We start from the raw sequence: 19,982 nt of genomic DNA, 5'->3' as shown, positions 1-19,982 counted from the left end.
GTCAGTTTTTTTGTCATCTGGATAGCTGTATAATGTAATTAAGTCTGTATTGTTTAGGTGGAAATATTGTGAAAAATAGATTTGCTTTTTTACATTCAATTAATTTTAAAATCGGATTATCTTTTATCTTGATTCTTATAGTCACAATTGAAATCATTGGGGCTTATTTTGTACGTCAATTGGAAGATCAGAATGTTGCAAACTTTGAAACTTCTGTTTCAATTCCAGCGTATACGTTGAATCAAATTTCAGAGAATTTGACTGATAATGATGATCATACTCGTGACAATATCAGTAACGCGATTCAAGATTATTCGCGAATCAGTACTGATATTACCGATGTACAAGTCATTGATCGAAGTGGAATCATTGTTGGGGCCAAGGATTCCGAAAGTAATAGTATTATTGGAACGCAAACTTTGAAAGATAATATCAAACAGAGTATTCGAACTGATAAACGAATTACCCAAATTTACTATGAAAGAGATAACGGTAGTTCTTACGAATCGATCGTGCCAGTGACATCTCCAGATAATAGTACAGTTGTGGGAGCAATTTATGTTCGTGCCAGTATGGAATCAGTTTATACCGGTATTAATAACATTATTTTGATTTTCCTAACAGCTTCATTAGTAGCTGGACTTTTAGGTGCTGTGATTGCCATTTTCATTTCTCGAGCAATTACCAGACCGATTGATGAAATGAAGCAACAGGCCGTTCGTATGGCTGAAGGAGACTATTCTGGTCAGGTTCGTGTTTATTCACCTGATGAGTTAGGACAATTGGCTATGGCTGTTAATGATCTGTCGGTTAAAGTTGAAGAAGCGACCGAGAATTCGGAATCCGAACGACGAAGGTTGGATAGCGTTTTGACGCAAATGTCCGATGGTGTTATTGCGACAAACCGTCTCGGTAACATAACGGTTATTAATGAAATGGCACAAGAATTTTTGGATAAAGATGAAGATGAGGCTATCGGCCAACCATTAGTTGATATTTTGGGGATTAAAGATCGGACGAGTTTTGACGATTTGTTGGAGAATCCTGATCCAATGGTAATTGAAACCAATGATTCGAACGAAGATTATGATGATGCCAGTGGCGATAATTCATTGATTCTGAACGCTGATTTTTCATTGATCCAAAGAAACAGTGGCTTTATTAGTGGTATGGTTTGTGTCCTACATGATGTTACTGAACAACAAAAGATCGATAGTGAGCGTCGTCAATTCGTTTCCAACGTTTCTCATGAATTGAGAACCCCACTAACAAGTATCAGTAGTTACATTGATGCTTTGAATAATGGTGCTTGGAAAGATCAAAAATTGGCACCACAGTTCTTAGGCGTTACTGCTGAAGAAACTGATCGTATGATTCGAATGATCAAAGATCTACTAAGTTTGTCAAGAATGGACCAAGGTCGTTCGAAATTGGATAAGGAACTAGTTAACTTTAACGAGTTCTTCTCATATATTTTGGATCGATTCGATATGATGCTGAAAAAAGAGAAGGCTGATGCTAAAGAAAATGGTTCTAAGATTGCCAAAAATTATCGAATTAAACGTATTTTTACTAGCAAAGATTTGTGGGTAGAAATTGATACTGATAAGATGACACAAGTAATTGATAATATTATGAATAATGCTATCAAGTATTCACCAGATGGTGGTGTTATTACATGTCGTTTATTGGAAACTAATAAACATATAATTATTAGCATTTCCGATGAAGGATTAGGTATTCCTAGAAAGGATATCAAGAAGGTCTTTGAACGTTTCTATCGTGTTGATAAGGCACGTTCTAGAAAACAAGGTGGTACTGGACTTGGACTTTCTATCTCCAAAGAGATCGTCGAACAACACAAAGGTAGAATTTGGGTAAATAGTGCCGAAGGTAAGGGATCAACATTCTACATTTCCTTACCATTTGACCCTAACGAGACAGGAGGAGAATGGGATGAAGTTTAGTCGCTTGATCATTCAGATCTTATTAGTTATCGCCGTTATAACGAGTATCGTACTCTCATTCTTTATATGGACGAATACAGCTCGTTATCAACGAGGACGCAATATCGACGTTACATCGACACAATCGAATAAAAATGAAGTACCAATCAATCAGGTTATCAGTGCCACATCAGTAATTTGGCATGATAATGATGATCAAAAATTGATTTATAACAGCAATGATAATATTGCTTTGAGTATTCAAAAAATTATGCAAGATTGGAAAATTGATAGTCCCAAATTAGTTTCTAAAAAGGATGGGGCTTATTATCAAAAGATTATCCAGTCAAAAGATGTTATTCAATTAGTCTATCCAACTTCAATTTCAACAAGTATTTTGGGTTATTTGCTCAATAACAACAGTTTACGCAATGATAAGTCATATTCGTTCAATCGAATTTTGATTAATTTGAAAGATAAAAAGGATAGTAATATCTACTTGGCCAATGACAGTAATTACGCTGTTTATAAGGCACCTGTTAGAAATGCAACATCGGCACCAATTTCTAAATTAGTTAAAAAGGCTAATATTAATTTGAAAATTCGTTTGAACATTATGAAGCATGGTGTTTTCACTTTCTATACTGAACCTATTAAATTGAAATCTTACTCATATGTAATTAGTAGTAAGGATGATGGCGAGTATACAACGGCGTTATTCGATTCAAATACTAATGGATTGGTCACTTCTGAAGATAATGGCGTTTATACCTATAATTATGGTGAGTCAAAACGTCTAGTTTCGGATCATAATTCTGGTGAATTGAGTTTTGAGGATTATACGGATACCTCAGTTCCTAAGACTCAGTTAGCCTTCTTGCAACGTGGTTATCAAAAGGTGGTTAATCTTCAAAATTCCATCTCTAACTTACGTTTGTACAGTGCTAATTGGAAGGATAAGAATCTTGTCTTCAGAGAATATGTTGAAGGTTTCCCAATTTTCAAGAAGAGTGAATTCGGTTCGATTCGAATCAAATTCAGTCGCAAAGGAAGTACAGAACATTTCCTAAATAAAGTACTAGAAGTCCCAGTTCCTTCGGATCAGGCCTCAACTAAATTGAAATCGACAAGTGATATTTTTAAAGGACTAGAAAGATCAGGCTATTCACCTAATGATGTCCAGGATATTGAGGTTGGTTATCAATGGGAAAGTGAAGCTGATAATGAAAAAGTTGTCGATTTGAAACCAACTTATTACATTAAAATCGAAAATCACTGGAAACCATATAGTGACTGGGCAAATGATACTGCGGAGGATAAATAGATGGATTTTAGAAGAATTGAAGTAATTTTCTTAATCGTTTTTTTCTCATTAGATATCTTTTTATTCTTGTCATTTCGAAATAGTCAGCAATTGGTCAGCAGTTCTAGTACCAATACTTCAACTGTTACGGAAATGAGAAAGCGTAATATCAGTTTTGGAACTTTGGATACCAAAAATGGTAGTGCTTATTATTTAGGCTCACAACCAGATAATTCTTTAGCTCAAAATGTTAATAAATTACGTAATCAAGAAGTTCAATATGATGAAAATACTCGCAAACTTACAAGTAATTTAAACAGTACTATTGCGGTCACAACAGAGGATAGACAAAAATTAATGAATAAATTCATTAAGAAGGAATCAAATGTACTATTTGGCGAAGATTATAAGTATGCACCACAATTGTCAACGACTTCGCAAATGGTTTATGTAGGAACAGGTAAACTAGGTGAGATTTATGATAAGACTTGCCAACTGACCTTTACAATTGAAAGTGGTCGAGTTGTTAGTTATACTCAGACCCATATTAATACGATGATCATTTTACATGAAAGTCAGACAATCAAGAGTGAAAAAGAAGTTATCACTAACTTGTATGCCAACTCTGAAATACCAAACAACTCCAAGATTTCTTACGCCAACTTAGCATATACGAAATTATTGGTAGCCAAGAATAGTACGATTTATATTCCAGTTTGGTTTGTAACGATTAGAAATAAAGATAGTAAAGTTAGTTCTATTAAGAAGGTTAATGCCTTTACGGGCAATATTATAAAGAATTCAGCAAATGGAGATAATAGTTACAATGCCCAATGATGATAGTTTAAAAATTAGTGTGCTTGCTAGCAGCAGCTCAGGTAACGCTACATATATTGAGACCCCGAAACATCACGTTTTAGTTGATGCAGGTCTTTCAGGTAAAAAGATTAAAGAGGCGATGGAAAGTATCGGTAAAGATATTAATACCGTTGATTCCTTGTTTGTGACCCACGAACATACGGATCATATTAAAGGTGTTGGTGTTTTAGCTAGAAGATATAATCTGAATGTTTATGCCAATCAAAAAACGTGGCAAGCAATGTTGCCCAAAATCGGTAAAGTACCTGAAGATGAGATCAATGTCTTTGAACATAATAAGATTATGTCTTTAGATGATCTGGATATTGAAAGTTTCGCAGTTTCACATGACGCAGCTGATCCACAATTTTATAAGTTTTATCATAATGGTAAAGAATTCGTTATTTTAACGGATACGGGTTATGTATCTGAACGTGTTCAAAAGACAATTGAGAATGCGGACGGCTATTTGTTGGAATGTAACCATGATGTTGAAATGTTACGTGAGGGCTTTTATCCTTGGCCATTGAAGCAAAGAATCCTTAGTGAAAAAGGTCATCTTTCAAATGAAGATGGTGCTCACACGTTGATGGATGTTATCGGTAATAACACTAAACAGATATATTTAGGTCACTTGAGTCATGAAAACAACACTAAACAAGTTGCACGGACAGAAGTTACACAGGTTTTGGAAGATCATGATTTTGCAGTTGGACACGACTTTAAAATCAACGATACCGATCCTGCTATAGCTGATCCGTTGATTGCGTTGTAGGTATTTATAAATAAATCATATGTAGTTCATAATTTTTTCATAATTGGAAGTTATATTATAGTTAAAAAATATGGGGAGTGAATAATTACATGAATAACGATGAAAAAAACGACAAATCTGAATCAAGAGTAGAAGAAAAGAAGCGTAGTTCTAATGGCAAGGAATCTAGCAGCAATTCTTTACTTAAGACAGGAATTGTAGCTTTTATTTCTGCCGCTTTAGGTGTTGTTATTGCCTTCGCAGGGTTCACTTACTTCGGTGGTAGTAATAACTCCTCAAACTCCGCCGCAGTTGGAAATACTGCCGGTACGACTCAAGTAAGCAATACTAAAGTAAACACTTCTAGTTCAATGTCAGGTGCTTATAAGAAAGTCAATGGAGCGGTTGTTTCCGTAATTAATCTTCAAAAACAAAAAGAACAATCCAGCAATGGTGATATTTCATCCATCTTTGGTGATTTGTTTGGTGATAGTGGAAGCAGTGACAGTAACTCTTCTGACGATTCACAATCAAATGACAGTAATTCTTCAGATTCCAATTCATCTGATTCTAGTTCAAGTTCTTCTAATAGTAGTAAATTACAAGAATACAGTGAAGGATCAGGTGTGATCTATGCTAAACAAAATGGTAAAGGTTATATTGTAACTAATAACCACGTTGTTTCCGGATCAGACTCTTTGGAAATCATTCTGGAAGATGGTACAAAGGTTGCCGCTAAATTAGTCGGTACTGATTCTACAACTGACTTAGCTGTATTAGAGATACCTGGTAGTAAAGTGCCTGCTACAGCTTCATTTGGTAACTCAGACAATGTAACACCTGGGGACCCAGTAATTGCTATTGGTTCACCATTAGGTAGTGAATACGCTACAACAGTTACCCAAGGTATCATTTCAGCAACAAATAGAACTGTAACAACTCAAGATCAAAATACCGGACAAGCTACCGGTGAAGCAACTGTTCTTCAAACCGATGCTGCGATTAACCCCGGTAATTCAGGTGGCCCATTAGTTAATGCCGCAGGACAGATTGTTGGTATCAACTCAATGAAATTAGCCTCAAGTACTGATGGTTCATCAGTTGAAGGTATGGGCTTTGCTATTCCAAGTAATGAAGTAGTTAAGATCATTAATCAATTGGTTGAAAATGGTAAAGTTGAAAGACCTTCATTAGGTATCAAAGTACTTGACCTAGATCAAATTACTGATGATTCACAATCAAGCTTGAAGTTACCAAGCAGTGTAACTAAAGGTGTGGTTGTCTACAGTACAACAAGTGGTTCTGTAGCTAAGGCCGCTGGTATGAAGAAGTACGATGTGATCGTTAAGTTAGGCGATAAGGACGTCAAGTCTGTTGCAGACTTACACACAGCCTTGTACTCACATTCAATTGGCGATACTGTAAACATTCAATATTACCGTAATGGCAAGCTGAATACAGCTAAAGTACACTTAACAAAGAAAACATCAGATTAATGAAAAAAGACGTGGAAACGGACAAATGCCAGTTTCACGTCTTTTTTTGAACATTTTTTTGAATATATTAAATTTTCTTCGGTAATAGAAAAGACTAATCAACAGAAGTTATCCACAAGTGTGAATAACATGTGTAAAAGTCGACAAAATTTTGATATAACGTTGTAGAAAAGTTATCCACAGTTTTACCCACGGCTGTTAATAACTTTTAACTATACAAAATATCTATTGACTAAAAAAGCTTTATATCAACCAGGAACGTTGTTACACAAGCTTAGACAAACTTTTATTCTTCGGTGCAAAAATAAATTGTCATGATAATTCGGATTTTAAAAATCATTTGGCAATTAACTGATAGTTTCGTATGATATTTAACTGAGGAGATTTGTTAATTATGAATATAAAAATGGTTACCGTTGGTAAGTTAAAAGAAAAGTATTTTAAAGCGGGGATTGCTGAATACGCTAAGCGTTTGGGGGCTTTTTGTAAGTTCCAAATAGTAGAATGTCCTGACGAAAAGGCACCAGAAAATCTTAGTGAGGCTCAGGATGAAAAGGTTAAGCAAATAGAGGGTGAACGAATATTAAGCAAAATTAAGGATAAGGAATATGTGATCCTACTTGATTTGCGTGGTAAAGAATTAACTTCAGAAGAAATGGCCAAAAAAATCGATGACTTATCCACATATGGGACAAGTGATATTACTTTTGTCATCGGTGGTTCACTTGGAGTTAGTCCTGAAGTTACAAAGCGTGCTGATTACAGTGTTTGTTTTGGTAAATTCACTTTGCCTCATCAGTTGATGCGTTTAGTTTTGACTGAACAAATTTATCGTTCATTTATGATTATCAACCATCGTACATACCACAAATAAAATTACGTAAGGGTAGCTCAGAAATGAGCTGCTTTTTTATTAAGAATTTATTTTGTTTTTGGGTAATATATTGTTAATAAAAAATTTCCTCCTAGAATTAGAGTTGAATAAATAAGTACTTAGATAATTTCCTTTGGGGATGTAGATAATGAAAAATAGTAAAAAGATTTTAGCAGCTTCTGCTGTAGCAATTATGTTGGCACCAGCCGCAATTTCCGCTCTTCCACAACAAACTGCCCAAGCTAGTGGTTTGGTTGGATTAGTAGGAACAATTAGACGTGATGGCGGACAAATCGTTGACGATAACGGTAATATCACTAAATCAACTTTGCCTAACTTCAGTTCATGGAAATTAGGTCAAACTAAACAATTACGTGGTAAAACTTATTATCAAGTTGGCAATAATGAATGGGTTGCTTTTGATTCAATGGACATCGCTGAAAATGGCGTTAAGTTAAATGAATATGCATCTAACTATAATGCTGATGTTCGTAACGTTGCCACTGTTGGTGCTAATACAACTATTGTTAATAGTAATGGTCAAAATACTGGTCGTACTTTACCAAAGGGTAGTCAATGGCAATTAGGTGCTATCTCTACTATCAATGGTGCTGTTTACTATGAAGTAGCTACTAACGAATGGATTGCTGCTAGTTCTATTACCAATATGACTTCTAGCGATACAAGTAATCAAGCAGCTGGTAAGCAAACTCAAACAACCACAAACACTACAACGACCACATCAACTACAAATACAGCAGCCAAAAAGGTTGGAACTTTGAGTTCTACAGCTTCAATTTATGGTCCTGATGGAAAACCTATGGGCATGACTTTGCCACAAGGTAGTCAATGGCAATTAGGTAATTTGATAACAGTCGGTAGTAAGAAAATGTATCAAGTTGCAACGAATGAATATATCGATGCTACTTTGGTAAATGTTAATGGACAAACTTCAACAACACCAACCACTGCTACTGGTTCTAATGATTCAGTTGGAAAAATTGGAACAACCATTGCTAGAACTGGAATTGTTACCGCAGATGGAATGGAAACCAATATGACTCTTGCTCAAGGTACACAATGGAAGCTTGGTAAGACTATTAAAATCAACGGTACTTCTTTCTATGAAGTTGGAACAAACGAGTATGTTGTTGCCAATAACTTAACTATTAACGGTAGCAATATGACAACTTCAACTAATACAACACCTACAACATCAACATCTACTAATAGTGAAGTTAAAATAACTGCTAATCCTGATTCTGGTGAAATTGGTACAGCAACCGCTGAATTAGCTATTGTTAATGATTCTGGAAAGAGTACCGGATCATCCCTTCCAAATGGCAGTCAGTGGAAATTAGGACGTATCATGAACGCTAACGGTATGATCTACTACGAAGTTGGTAATAATGAATGGATTCCAGCTAGTGATTTAACAATTACTAGATCAAATGGTTCAACTACTTCAACAACAAACAACACAACTACTAATACTGGTATTCCAACACCAGGTAATGGTTTAATCGGTACAACAACGGTTGCTCAAAAGACATATGATCCATCAACTAATACTTACGGACAAACCTTGCCAGTTAACACATCATGGAAGATTTCTAAGCTAGTTGTAAATAAATACGGTTCATACTGGGGCCAAATCTCATCAAACGAATGGGTTTGGATCAGTACAGTTAGATTGAACAGTGGTCTTAACTTGAAGACATACGCTGTCAGTGAACCTGAATTTGCTGTTAGAATTAATAAGTAATTATTGAAAGTAAGTTATCTATTATTGATAGCTTATTTTTTTGTCTAATTTTGTGTCGCTTTTAAATGTGTAAAAAGTTCGTGAAAAAAGGAAAAAAATGTCAACAAGGCGATGGAATGTCATAGTGTGACATTCCATTTTTGTACAATTATTAAGTAAATTAATAAAAGATTAGGGAGGCAGATTTATGACAAAAAATTATGAGGTATATGACAGACTTACAAAGGTAAACGGAGAGAAGTATGATACTGGACTAAAATTGGATAAGGATTCAAAAAGTATCAGTATTGATAACTATGGTACTTTCTTAAATGATGTGGCAGATTTACCTTCAAACGAAGAGTTAGATCAAGAGTTTTCTGATTCCCTTAAAAAGGATGTTTCAAATGAGGATAGTCGTTTTAAAAGAGAATATATTGATAAGTTTCATCATATTGATTTCAGGTATAAAGATATTTTTGATAAGGAATCAAAAGACTATGATCCTGATGGAGAGTTCAATAACAACTATATGTTCTTAGCTATGAATTGTGCAGCCCGTCCAAATCTTGAAAGATCTGAGTGGAAAATGTTCCATGATGTTGATGATAAACATGATTCACATATGCTTAACCTAAGATTAATGATTAACAACATTGATGCAAAAGGATGTTACGTTACTGACGCTATCAAACAATGTATTAGCAGTGACTCCAGTTATATTTTGAAAGAATTTTTCGTAAAAAAGCCTGGTTTATCTTTTAATAATTCAGATGTATCGGATGAGGAACGTGCTGAACAACTTTTGAAATGGGATAAGGAAAAACATATTGATATGGAACATGCCTTAACTGATGTTAAGGAAAAGAGAGATATTTACGATAAATCTATAGACGTATTAATTCATGAATTGAATTCAATAAAACCTAAACAAGTTGTTATATTTGGAACTACACAAAGTAATCCTGATACCGATAGCAATACAGGTTTAGTTAAAATGATATCTGAGTCAAAAAAATTTGACGAATATGAAAATGGAGCTGAACTTCGAAAATTACTTCAGGACGCTATTTCGGTGACCCACTACGGAAATCGACATTATCCAAGCACTAGAGATTTTTATATGAAATTTAAAGATGCAATCAAAAATAAATTAGATTAAATTCAAGTCGAATAGGTAATTAAAATTTTATAAAAATAGTCTGGTAAAAAAGAGTTCAAAACTATTAGATTTTTATCTAACAGTCATGAACTCTTTTTTTTATGAAAATTTATTTTTCATAACTTTGAATTGAATCAAACAGGAACTTAACAAAAGCTTCACGGTCAACATCTTCGAGAACTTTGATACTGTTCTTTTGTGGAGCATCGGTTCTACGATCGGGATATGTCATCCCTCGATATTGGTCGTTACTCAAGGAAACATCCATTGAGTAGTTAGTGCTCTTAGTAAATAACTCAGGAGCAATTAAACTGATAACGGCACAGGCATCATGAATTGGGATTTTGGTCATACCTTTTTCTAACTCGGCTTTAGTATAGAAATTTAGGATTGAACTGGCCATGACGCCGACACGGCCCAAATCTTTAATTTTACTAATTTCGTCCATTGTTAAAAAGGCTTTATTTTCAGTCAGATTGAGTCCAGAAAGGGTGATTGGTAGTCCAGAGTTAAAGACGATATCCATTGCTTCAGGGTCAACGTAAGCATTGAATTCGGCTGCTAAGGTAATGTTACCTTGAAGAGTTGAGCCACCCATAATATAGATGTGTTCGATATTTTCTTTAACTTCGGGGAAGGTCTTCAATAGTAAGGCGACATTAGTTAGTGGTGCTGTGGCAACTATATTAACTTTCTCGTCACTTTTAGAAATACGATCGTACATGTATGTAACGGCGTTATGACTAACTAACGGGTAATTTTGGCTGTTGTCAGGGAAATCATAGCCGTCCATTCCAGTTTTACCGTGGATTTCACCAGCAGTCTCCACTTGCTTAACTAAAGGAGTTGCTTGTCCAGAAGCCAATTCGGCATTTGAACCTAAAAAAGTTAATAGTTTTTTAGCATTTTTAGTTACGTAATCTAGTTTTACATTGCCACCGACAGTAGTTACGCCAATTAAATCAGCCTTTTCGGGATGCGCCAATAGTACAGTTAGTGCAATAGCGTCATCAATTCCGGGATCGCAGTCCATAATTACTTTTGTCATTCAATTAGACCTCACTTTTTAATTTTTGAGGAATCTTTTTTAGCGCATGGATGAAGCTATGGCGTTCCAAGGTTCCAAGAGTAGATAGAATTTTTTGATTATTATCTTCGATAAATTTATCGATGGTAGGTAATAACGTTTTAGACTTGTCAGAAAGGATAATTGTTTTCAAACGTGAATCATTTTTGACGGGAACACGTGAGAGTAAATCATCTTTTTCCATCGTTTTAAGGATGTTAGTAGCTGTAGGTCGACGAATATTGAAATTTTCTTCAATATCTTTTTGATAAGTGTCATCTTTACAATGAGCTACGAAATGAATAATTTGCACTTGCGTACCGGTCAAATCATACTTATGAGCAAAAGTATTGATATCACGAGAGATCTCATTGGATGCAACTTTGATTAAATGAGCAACATCACTCGCCATAAAGAAATCCTCCTTTGAGATTTAGAATACGAAGCAATTATAACATTTCGGAGTCAGTGGAATCTTTAGAGAAAAGCTATTTGTTATTGATATTATTCCAATAATATTTCAACTTTTTGAAATTTATAATAATTATTATTCAGCGAGAAATATTTTTTGTAATAAAATAAAAAGAACTCTATATTGGACTATGGAAACTAAAAACAGGGGGAAAAATAAATGGCTAAAGTTTTAATTTTAGGTGCTAACGGTAAAATTGCTCGCTTAGCAGAACATATTTTTGTTGATACAACGGATACAAGTTTGAAATTATATCTTAGAGATGCAGAACGTCTTGATGATTTCGTTGACTCACATGACAAGTTGACTGAAGCAATCGAAGGGGATTCAACTGATGTTCAAAATTTGGTTGAGTCAATGAAAGATGTTGATCTTGTTTACGCTAACTTAGCAGGTAATAACATTACTGCTCAAGCTAGGGCTGTTGTTGAAGCAATGCACGCTGCTAATAAGACACGTTTGGTTTGGATTTCAACATTAGGTATTTATGATGAAGTACCTGGCAAATTTGGTGAATGGAATAAGAAGATTTTAGGTGACTACATTACAAATTATGCAGCCGCTGCTAAAGTAATTGAAGATTCTGATTTGGATTACACAATTATTCGTCCAGCTTGGTTAACTGATAAACCAGAAGTTGATTATGAAGTTACTCAAAAGGGTGAAGATTTCAAAGGTACAGAAGTTTCGAGAAGATCAATTGCGCAAATTGTTGTAGATATTTCTCAAGATCCTGACAAATTCAAGCGTGAATCAATTGGTGTTAATAAACCAAATACTGACGGTGACAAGCCTGCTTGGTATTAATTAAATAAAAGATGTCGAAATCAAGCTGTGATTTTGACATCTTTTTTTGTGTTGTCACAAATAAAAAAACAAATTCCTACCGTTATGCAAAATTGTATTCACACAACTAGTTAACCATTGGAGAAGACCAACAAATGGCGTTATAAAGACTCGTCTTTTTTATAATAAAAATTGTTGTGTCAATATCAATATTTTTAAATAATGTAGAATATATTTTTTCGAAAAAAACAAATCGCTATTGATTGGACTATACCATCATGATAAGGTTCTTTATGCAACCGGTTGCAATAAATCTTGAGGGAGCAAATTATTATGGCTAACAGTAAACAAGGCGGGGGCTTCATGGCCTTTGTTGAGAAACATCTAATGCCAATCGCTGTTAAATTAGGGCAAATGAAACCTTTGATTGCAATTCGTGATGGTATTGCAATATCAATGCCACTTATTATCATTGGTTCTTTATTCATGGTTATCAATAACTTTCCGATACCTGTATGGACAGCATGGTTAGCTAAGACAACCATTAAAGGGGTAACTGTCGCAGCAATCTTTGCCAAGATAGTTAATGGATCATTTGGTTTAATTGGACTAATTAGTGCTTTCGGTATCGCTGCAAGTTATGCAGAGCAATATAAAACTGATGGGAAATCAGCTGGGGTTATTGCTTTGGCAGCATATTTTGTTGTAACACCAAGTATTATGAGTGGTGATAAAGTTCCTGTTGAAGGAATGCCTTATAACTTCTTAGGAAGTCAAGGTTTGTTCGTTGCCATTCTATTAGGTTTATTAGCTGGATGGATTTTCCAGTGGTTTATTAATAACGATATTCAAATTAAATTACCAGATACAGTTCCACCTGCAGTTGCAAAAAGTTTCAGTGCTTTAATTCCTGGAGCTGTAGTTATTACTATTTTTGGTGCTCTTTACGCAATCTTTACATGGACAGGATTAGGCAATGTTCACTTGCTATTATTCCATATTCTATCCAAGCCACTAGGTCTTTTGGGAGATACTCTTGGAGGAACTATTGTAGCAATTATGCTTAACAGTTTATTCTGGTTTATTGGTATTCATGGTGGAAATATTATTAATCCAATTATTTCACCTATTTGGTTAATGAATACTGATGCTAACCGTGTTCTATTCCAAGCTGGACATCTTGATCTAGCTCATCATGCTCATATCATTACTCAACCATTTATGGATAACTTCGTATACATGGGTGGTGGTGGTGCCACTATTGGACTTGTTATGGGTATTGGTATTTTGATCTTTATGAAGAGATCAAGTAAACAATTAGATGTTATGGGACCTTTGACTATTACACCAGGTATCTTTAACATCAATGAACCAACAATGTTTGGTCTACCAGTTGTTTTGAATACAACTTTAATTATTCCATTTATCGTGGCACCTTGTGTAAATGCTATTACAACTTATTTTGCAATGGCAACAGGATTGGTTCCATTATGTAATGGTACAATGGCTTCATGGACAATGCCTCCAATTATTTCTGGATTCTTAGTAACGAATAGTTGGACTGGATCAGCCCTACAAGCCGTAAATATTGTGCTTGATATTCTAATGTACTTCCCATTCTTAATTGCTATGAATAAGCAACAAAAGCTTGAAGAAGCTGGTAAAGAAGTAGTTGCTTAAAAGAAAATAAAGGAGAAATTTTCAATATGGTGAAACGATTAATCAGTGCAGATACTAGCGATATGTTAGCAATGGACGGAGCCGAATTGAAGCAAAGTATCAAAGCTAGTGAAGGCCGAGTTGTTTTAAGCGAAAACGTTGTTGGTCATGAACCAATGGACGGTATCACAACTTCAGAAATCGCCGCTGCCTTTGGAGCCGATTTGATTTTACTCAACGGATTGGATGTATTGAATCCAATTATCTTGGGACTTTATCCCGGTGAAGAAACTTTGGCTACTGCTAAAGCTCATCATGATGGTGAAAGTATTCATCGTCTTCAAAAGTTAGTTGGACGTCCAATTGGTGTTAACTTGGAACCAGTTGATCCTAACGCTAAAATGGCCGAAGATCGCTTAATTATTCCTGAAGGCCGTATGGCAAGCGAAAAAACTTTACAAGAAGTAGAGAAGTTAGGTTTCAACTTTGTTGTCTTGACAGGTAATCCGGGTACAGGTGTTACTAATGCTCAAATTGCTGCCAACATTAAAGTTGCTAAAAAGAACTTCCATGGCTTAGTTATTGCTGGAAAGATGCACGGAGCTGGAGTTGATGAACCAGTTGTCAGTGAAGAATCCGTAAACGCCTTTCTTGAAGCTGGAGCTGATGTGATTTTGGTTCCTGCAGTCGGAACAGTACCTGGTTTTGATGATGCTGAACTTAAAGAAGTCGTTAAGTTGGCTCATGATAAAGGCGCACTAGTTATGAGTACAATTGGAACTAGTCAAGAAGGATCAGGTAGTAGCTATATCGAAAATGTGGCTATCAGAAATAAGATCGATGGTGTAGATATTCAACACGTCGGTGATGCTGCCTGGGGAATTCAATCACCATTTGAAAATATCTTTGCAATGAGTAAAGCTATTCGTGGTGAACGCCATGCAATCGTTCGTATGGCTCGTTCTATCAATCGTTAAAAATTAATTCAAATAGGGATGTTATTAGGTTTTGATACCTAGTAACATCCTTATTTTTTTGTTGTTTTTATCTATTTTTCCAATATAAAAAATGATTTCCAACTTTGTTGGAAATTGGTTATAGTTACAAAAAAATAAATCCTACTAGAATAATAAATGTAAGGGGTTACAAGAAAGAATGAAAGGAGGAAAACTAATGGAAATACCAGCAAGAAATATTTTATTAGATATAAATGTATCAGATCGTGATGATTTATTGCATTTTATTTCAGATCAATGTAAGTCATTCGGATACACAGACTCAGCCAAGGGTTTGTATGAGTCCTTTATTCAAAGGGAAGCAGAGTATTCAACTGGTTTACAAGAAGGTTTTGCAATTCCACATGCTAAGACAGATTTTGTGAAATCAGCACAAATCGTTTATGTACGACTTAATCATCCGATTGAATGGAAGACATATGATGATAAACCGGTTACAGATATTTTTGCACTTATGGTTCCTGAAAGTGGGGTTGGCACAGTTCATTTAAAGATGTTATCAAATTTGGCTACAGCACTTTTGGAAGATGATTTTAAAAAGAAAATTCGTGAATTAAACGATTCAGAGAAAATTTCAGAATATATAACTAATGAGATTGGGGTAAATGTATGATGACAAATATTGTAGGAATTTCAGCATGTCCAGCAGGTTTAGCACACACACCAATGGCTGCTAAGGCTTTGGAAAAGGCAGGAAAAGAATTAGGATACAATGTCAAAATGGAGCAACAGGGTTCTATGGGACCAGTTAATGCCATTACCCAAGATGAGGCAGATGCAGCAGACTTTGTATTGATCGCATCTGATCAAAAGATTACAGGTATGGAACGTTTTAAAGATAAGAAGGTTTTACGTGTTGATATCAACGTATGTATCAAAGCACCAAAGGCAGTACTTAAAAAATGTGTTTCTACTGTAGAGGGGGCATAAGCTCATGAAAAAGCTGCTATCTGATTGGAAAGGATATTTGATGAGTGGTATTTCCTACATGATTCCTACCGTAATTGGTGGTGCGATGATTGTTGGTATTCCACAGTTAATTGGAATGATATTTGGGGTTAATGACCTCACAAAGTATAAGAGTGCTCAAGGTTTCTTCCATATTCTTTATCAAATTAATCAAGTAGGTTGGATTGGAATTGGCTTAGTAAACTTGGTTATTGCTGGTTATGTTGCATATGCCATTGGTGATAAGCCAGCTTTAGGTGCTGGATTCATTGGTGGACAATTGGCAAGTACTATCAATGCCGGATTTTTAGGAGCATTAGTAGCTGGATTTGTTGCTGGTTATGTTGCTCGTTATTGTAGAAAAATTAAAGTTGGCGAAGCTTGGAAGTCAGCTGTTCCTCTATTAATTGTGCCATTATTGACAACCGGTGCTGTTGCATTAGTTGTAGGTGTTATTTTATCTGGACCATTGTCATGGTTGAATACTACCTTGGTAGCTTGGGTTAAAGCTATGATTAACAATCATACCAATGGTGCAATTGTTGCTCTTGTATTAGGAGCCATGATTGGTACCGATCTAGGTGGTCCTATTAATAAGGCCGCTTGGATGGTAGGTAATATCCTCTTTATTGAAGGTATTTACGGACCAGCATTAATGACAAACATTGCTATTTGCTGTATTCCATTAGGTTATGCTTTAGCAACATTCATTTATCCACGCAAGCGTTTCTCTGACGAAATGTTTATGGCAGGACGTAACAATTTGATTATGGGTTCATTTGGTATTACAGAAGGTGCTATTCCATTCTTCCTAACAAGTCCATTGAAACTATTACCAGTCAATATGATTGGTGGAGCCTTAGGTGCTGTAACTGGTGAATTATTAGGTATGCAATCACATATTCCTCCATTAGGTGGTTTACCAGGGATTATTACTGCCGATAATAAACTTGCTTATATTGCAGGTATAGCGGCAGGAGCATTATTTATAGGATTAGTAGCACCATTAGTTGCTAACTTCAACGTTTCATCTGACGAAGAGGAAAGCGATATTAGTGAAGACGATATTAAGATCGATATTGAATAATTAAAAATGAAAGAGGTTGAATTTTTAAAATGGTCAAGACAGTTCATGTTTTTCCACATACTCATTGGGATCGAGAATGGTATTTCACTACATCACGTTCAAAGGTTTATTTATTAAAGGATTTGATGCATGTTATTGATAATCTACAACACAATACTGGTTATGATCGTTTTATTTTGGATGGTCAAGCTTCATTGGTTGAAGATTACTTGAAATGGCGTCCTCAAGATAAGAATGTTATAAAACAATTAGTGGCAGATAAAAAATTAATAATTGGGCCTTGGTATACACAAACGGATCAATTCGTTATTTCTGGTGAAAGTATTGTTAGAAATCTTCAATACGGAATGGATGTTTGCAATAAATTAGGTACATATATGAATGTTGGCTATGTTCCTGATTCATTTGGTCAAGAATCAAGTATGCCTCAGATTTATAAAGGTTTTGGAATTCCTGATACTATGTTTTGGCGTGGAGTTTCTGAAGAGAATGTTAACCACACCGAATTTGTTTGGAAAGGCGAAGATGGTTCCAAGGTAAACGTTTATCAGATACCATCTGGTTACTATATTGGTGGAGTTGTAGATGAAACACAGTTAGATAAGATTATGCATCAAGAGCCATTTGCGTCAATCGTTAAAAGATCAACTACGAGTCATATCGCTTTTCCTAATGGTTTTGATCAAGCTCCAGCAAGAAAAGACTTGCCAGAACTAATTAAGAAACTTAATGATGCTAATAAAGATTTTCATTTTGAAGTTAGCTCAATTCAAGAATATATTGATGCTGTTAAGAGTGAAAAGCCAGAATTAGAAGAAGTTAGCGGTGAATTCACTAACGGTAAAAATATGAGAATTCATAAGTCAATTTATTCATCACGTTCTGATCTAAAGAAGTTAAATACCAAAATTCAATATTACATAGTCAATGTTCTTGAACCAGTTTTGACGATGGGTGAACATTATGGTGTAGATTATCCTCGTGAGGCAGTTAATGATATTTGGAAATTAATGTTTGAGAATGCTGCACATGATTCCATTGGTTCTTGTGTTTCCGATACTACTAATGAAGATGTTTATATGCGTTATAAGCAAGTTCGTGACATCAGTACAAACTTAGTTGAAGTTACGCTCAGGGAAATAGCTACACAAATTAAAAAGAATAAGAAATATGAAATTAGTTTGTCGGTATTTAATACATTGCCAGTTGATAGAACGGAAATTACAAAAGTTTCATTCTATGCACCATCTCAAGATTTTGAAATTGTAGATGAAAATGATCAATCTGTTGATTTTTCAATTGAGTCTTGTGAAGACCAAACTGAGTATATAGCCGGTCAAACAATCCAATTGAATCCTGGGGAGAAAATTTATAAACCTGAAAAGATTTATAAGGTAGTTGCTTCTATTTTTGCAAAAGATGTACCGGCAATGGGATACAAGCAATTGTATATTAATGAAAATGCAAAGAAAAATGAAGTAATTAAGGCAGTTGATGACAGAATTTTGGAAAATGATAATTTCAAGATTGTCATTCAAGATAATGGTTCATTGACAATTACTGATAAAGCTTCTGGAAAAGTTTATGAAAACCAAGCAATTCTAGAGGAAAATGGTGATGATGGAGATTCCTTCAATTATTCACCTGCCAAAAAGGATTTAATCGTTTATTCAACAGATCAAGCAAATACTATTTCAGTAACTAAATCTGATTTAGTCTCTTTAGCAAAAATCGACTATGACTTTTCAGTACCAGAAAATCTAGATGATAGAGCCAAGAAAATTTGTAATGTTAAGATGCCAGTGTCAGTTGAAATTAGATTGGAAAAGGATTCTTCAGTAATTAAATTCAATGTAAAGATAGATAACCGTGGACCACTAGACCATAGATTATGTATTGATTTTGCTACAGGTATTAGTTCTAAGGTTTCATATGCTGATCAACAATTTGGAACGATAAAGAGACCCGTTTATCGTGAAAAAGAAATGAAGTCTTGGGCAGCAAATAAGGAAAATTGGAATGAAAAACCAATTTCAATTGAAACTTGTCAATCATTTGTTGCTTTATCAAATAAAGAAAATACTGTTTCTGTATTTCCAAAAGGTGTTCGTGAATACGAAATTATTGGCAAGGATTATTCAACCATCAGATTAACCTTATTCCGGACATATGGAATGATGGGTAAAGTTGATTTACTTTATCGTCCAGGTAGAGCTTCAGGTGAAAAAGTTATTGCAACGCCAAATGCTGAATTACAGTCAGAGTTGAGTTTTGAATTAGGATTATCAATTACTAACAAGGGATTCGATGATAGTGAAGTAGCATCTAAAGCAAAGAATTATGATACACCGGAACAATATTATGAGTATGCAGATTTCTTGAATGGTCGTTTGATATTCAATATGGATTCAGTTGATCGTACTTTGGATGAAAATGGAAGTATTTTACATACAAAAGGTAATTTGATTTTAAGTACCTTGAAGAAGGCTGATCATCGTAGTGGTTATATTGCTCGTTTCTATAACGGCTATGGTGACAAAGCAACTGATGATCGAATTGTATTTAATAAGAAACCTAATAGAGTTGAATTAGTTGATTTGAAAGAAGATACTATCAAAAAACTTCCAATTGTTGATAATACTGTCAAGTTGAATGATATTACACATGCTAAAATTAAGACTATTTACTTTGAATATTAATTTCGGTATCTGAATAAAGAATAACCAATCTTCAAATTTATATTGAAGACTGGTTATTTTATTTCTACACGAATCTCCATCGGCTTGTTTGAGTTTTATACATGAAGGAGTG

Annotated in this window: 17 protein-coding genes; 15 read left to right on the top strand and 2 right to left on the bottom strand. The window is 34.9% G+C overall.

Going from position 1 to position 19,982, the window contains the following annotated elements; genetic code table 11:
• Positions 1-68 precede the first annotated feature (68 nt).
• From walK to LKACC16343_RS07080, 8 genes are all read left to right on the top strand, one after another.
• Positions 69-1,967: a cell wall metabolism sensor histidine kinase WalK gene (gene walK, locus LKACC16343_RS07115; protein WP_056954846.1), complete on the top strand. Its 1,899-nt coding sequence runs from the start codon at positions 69-71 to the stop codon at positions 1,965-1,967.
• Complete coding sequence (locus LKACC16343_RS07110) at positions 1,957-3,270, top strand: YycH family regulatory protein (protein ID WP_056954844.1); 1,314 nt, start codon at positions 1,957-1,959, stop codon at positions 3,268-3,270. Before walK ends, LKACC16343_RS07110 begins: the two co-directional genes overlap by 11 nt.
• Positions 3,271-4,086: a two-component system regulatory protein YycI gene (locus LKACC16343_RS07105; protein WP_056954842.1), complete on the top strand. Its 816-nt coding sequence runs from the start codon at positions 3,271-3,273 to the stop codon at positions 4,084-4,086.
• Entirely contained in the window at positions 4,076-4,882 is an 807-nt protein-coding gene (locus tag LKACC16343_RS07100; RefSeq protein WP_056954840.1) for an MBL fold metallo-hydrolase, read from the top strand. The genes LKACC16343_RS07105 and LKACC16343_RS07100 overlap by 11 nt, the downstream gene beginning before the upstream one ends.
• Before the next feature lie 89 nt (positions 4,883-4,971).
• Complete coding sequence (locus tag LKACC16343_RS07095; protein ID WP_056954838.1) at positions 4,972-6,357, top strand: S1C family serine protease; 1,386 nt, start codon at positions 4,972-4,974, stop codon at positions 6,355-6,357.
• A gap of 394 nt (positions 6,358-6,751) precedes the next feature.
• Positions 6,752-7,231 (top strand): 23S rRNA (pseudouridine(1915)-N(3))-methyltransferase RlmH, encoded by a 480-nt coding sequence (gene rlmH / locus LKACC16343_RS07090; protein ID WP_025085807.1) that lies wholly within the window; start codon positions 6,752-6,754, stop codon positions 7,229-7,231.
• Positions 7,232-7,379: 148 nt separating this feature from the next.
• Entirely contained in the window at positions 7,380-8,996 is a 1,617-nt protein-coding gene (locus LKACC16343_RS07085) for an SLAP domain-containing protein (RefSeq protein WP_056954836.1), read from the top strand.
• 187 nt (positions 8,997-9,183) lie between these two features.
• Positions 9,184-10,137 (top strand): hypothetical protein, encoded by a 954-nt coding sequence (locus LKACC16343_RS07080; protein WP_056954834.1) that lies wholly within the window; start codon positions 9,184-9,186, stop codon positions 10,135-10,137.
• A 109-nt stretch (positions 10,138-10,246) separates the two neighbouring features.
• On the opposite strand, the gene LKACC16343_RS07075 is transcribed toward LKACC16343_RS07080, so the two are convergent.
• Positions 10,247-11,185, bottom strand: coding sequence for a nucleoside hydrolase (locus LKACC16343_RS07075; RefSeq protein WP_056954832.1), 939 nt, complete (start codon positions 11,183-11,185; stop codon positions 10,247-10,249).
• A 4-nt stretch (positions 11,186-11,189) separates the two neighbouring features.
• Positions 11,190-11,615 carry a MarR family winged helix-turn-helix transcriptional regulator gene (locus tag LKACC16343_RS07070; protein WP_056954830.1) on the bottom strand — a complete coding sequence of 142 codons (426 nt, stop codon included), beginning with the start codon at positions 11,613-11,615 and terminating at the stop codon, positions 11,190-11,192.
• Between the two features lie 219 nt (positions 11,616-11,834).
• Between LKACC16343_RS07070 and LKACC16343_RS07065 the strand changes: the two genes are divergently transcribed.
• The 7 genes from LKACC16343_RS07065 to LKACC16343_RS07035 all read left to right on the top strand — a co-directional run bounded on the left by LKACC16343_RS07065 (position 11,835) and on the right by LKACC16343_RS07035 (position 19,870).
• On the top strand, positions 11,835-12,482 hold the full coding sequence (locus LKACC16343_RS07065) for an NAD(P)H-binding protein (RefSeq protein WP_056954828.1): 648 nt from the start codon (positions 11,835-11,837) through the stop codon (positions 12,480-12,482).
• A 312-nt stretch (positions 12,483-12,794) separates the two neighbouring features.
• The gene (locus LKACC16343_RS07060; RefSeq protein ID WP_054642593.1) at positions 12,795-14,141 is read left to right on the top strand and encodes a PTS sugar transporter subunit IIC; all 1,347 of its coding nucleotides are present in this window, start codon (positions 12,795-12,797) and stop codon (positions 14,139-14,141) included.
• Positions 14,142-14,167: 26 nt separating this feature from the next.
• Complete coding sequence (locus tag LKACC16343_RS07055; RefSeq protein WP_056954826.1) at positions 14,168-15,097, top strand: DUF7916 family protein; 930 nt, start codon at positions 14,168-14,170, stop codon at positions 15,095-15,097.
• 196 nt (positions 15,098-15,293) lie between these two features.
• Entirely contained in the window at positions 15,294-15,749 is a 456-nt protein-coding gene (locus LKACC16343_RS07050) for a PTS sugar transporter subunit IIA (protein WP_056954824.1), read from the top strand.
• A complete protein-coding gene (locus LKACC16343_RS07045; protein ID WP_234032528.1) occupies positions 15,746-16,066 on the top strand; it encodes a PTS fructose transporter subunit IIB in 321 nt (106 codons plus the stop codon). Before LKACC16343_RS07050 ends, LKACC16343_RS07045 begins: the two co-directional genes overlap by 4 nt.
• 4 nt (positions 16,067-16,070) lie before the next feature.
• The gene (locus LKACC16343_RS07040) at positions 16,071-17,171 is read left to right on the top strand and encodes a PTS fructose transporter subunit IIC (RefSeq protein ID WP_056954822.1); all 1,101 of its coding nucleotides are present in this window, start codon (positions 16,071-16,073) and stop codon (positions 17,169-17,171) included.
• 29 nt (positions 17,172-17,200) lie between these two features.
• Positions 17,201-19,870, top strand: coding sequence for a glycoside hydrolase family 38 N-terminal domain-containing protein (locus tag LKACC16343_RS07035; RefSeq protein ID WP_056954820.1), 2,670 nt, complete (start codon positions 17,201-17,203; stop codon positions 19,868-19,870).
• The last annotated feature ends 112 nt before the right edge of the window (positions 19,871-19,982 follow it).

Source organism: Companilactobacillus bobalius (genome assembly GCF_002179915.1).
GTDB lineage: Bacteria > Bacillota > Bacilli > Lactobacillales > Lactobacillaceae > Companilactobacillus > Companilactobacillus bobalius.
This window is presented reverse-complemented; position numbering and strand designations above follow the sequence as displayed.

Excerpts from the sequence above, each read along its gene's own strand:
- LKACC16343_RS07110 (WP_056954844.1), top strand. The coding sequence starts at position 1,957 with ATGAAGTTTAGTCGCTTGATCATTCAGATCTTATTAGTTATCGCCGTT.
- LKACC16343_RS07105 (WP_056954842.1), top strand. The coding sequence starts at position 3,271 with ATGGATTTTAGAAGAATTGAAGTAATTTTCTTAATCGTTTTTTTCTCA.
- LKACC16343_RS07100 (WP_056954840.1), top strand. The coding sequence starts at position 4,076 with ATGCCCAATGATGATAGTTTAAAAATTAGTGTGCTTGCTAGCAGCAGC.
- LKACC16343_RS07095 (WP_056954838.1), top strand. The coding sequence starts at position 4,972 with ATGAATAACGATGAAAAAAACGACAAATCTGAATCAAGAGTAGAAGAA.
- rlmH (WP_025085807.1), top strand. The coding sequence starts at position 6,752 with ATGAATATAAAAATGGTTACCGTTGGTAAGTTAAAAGAAAAGTATTTT.
- LKACC16343_RS07085 (WP_056954836.1), top strand. The coding sequence starts at position 7,380 with ATGAAAAATAGTAAAAAGATTTTAGCAGCTTCTGCTGTAGCAATTATG.
- LKACC16343_RS07080 (WP_056954834.1), top strand. The coding sequence starts at position 9,184 with ATGACAAAAAATTATGAGGTATATGACAGACTTACAAAGGTAAACGGA.
- LKACC16343_RS07075 (WP_056954832.1), bottom strand. The coding sequence starts at position 11,185 with ATGACAAAAGTAATTATGGACTGCGATCCCGGAATTGATGACGCTATT.
- LKACC16343_RS07070 (WP_056954830.1), bottom strand. The coding sequence starts at position 11,615 with ATGGCGAGTGATGTTGCTCATTTAATCAAAGTTGCATCCAATGAGATC.
- LKACC16343_RS07065 (WP_056954828.1), top strand. The coding sequence starts at position 11,835 with ATGGCTAAAGTTTTAATTTTAGGTGCTAACGGTAAAATTGCTCGCTTA.
- LKACC16343_RS07060 (WP_054642593.1), top strand. The coding sequence starts at position 12,795 with ATGGCTAACAGTAAACAAGGCGGGGGCTTCATGGCCTTTGTTGAGAAA.
- LKACC16343_RS07055 (WP_056954826.1), top strand. The coding sequence starts at position 14,168 with ATGGTGAAACGATTAATCAGTGCAGATACTAGCGATATGTTAGCAATG.
- LKACC16343_RS07050 (WP_056954824.1), top strand. The coding sequence starts at position 15,294 with ATGGAAATACCAGCAAGAAATATTTTATTAGATATAAATGTATCAGAT.
- LKACC16343_RS07045 (WP_234032528.1), top strand. The coding sequence starts at position 15,746 with ATGATGACAAATATTGTAGGAATTTCAGCATGTCCAGCAGGTTTAGCA.
- LKACC16343_RS07040 (WP_056954822.1), top strand. The coding sequence starts at position 16,071 with ATGAAAAAGCTGCTATCTGATTGGAAAGGATATTTGATGAGTGGTATT.
- LKACC16343_RS07035 (WP_056954820.1), top strand. The coding sequence starts at position 17,201 with ATGGTCAAGACAGTTCATGTTTTTCCACATACTCATTGGGATCGAGAA.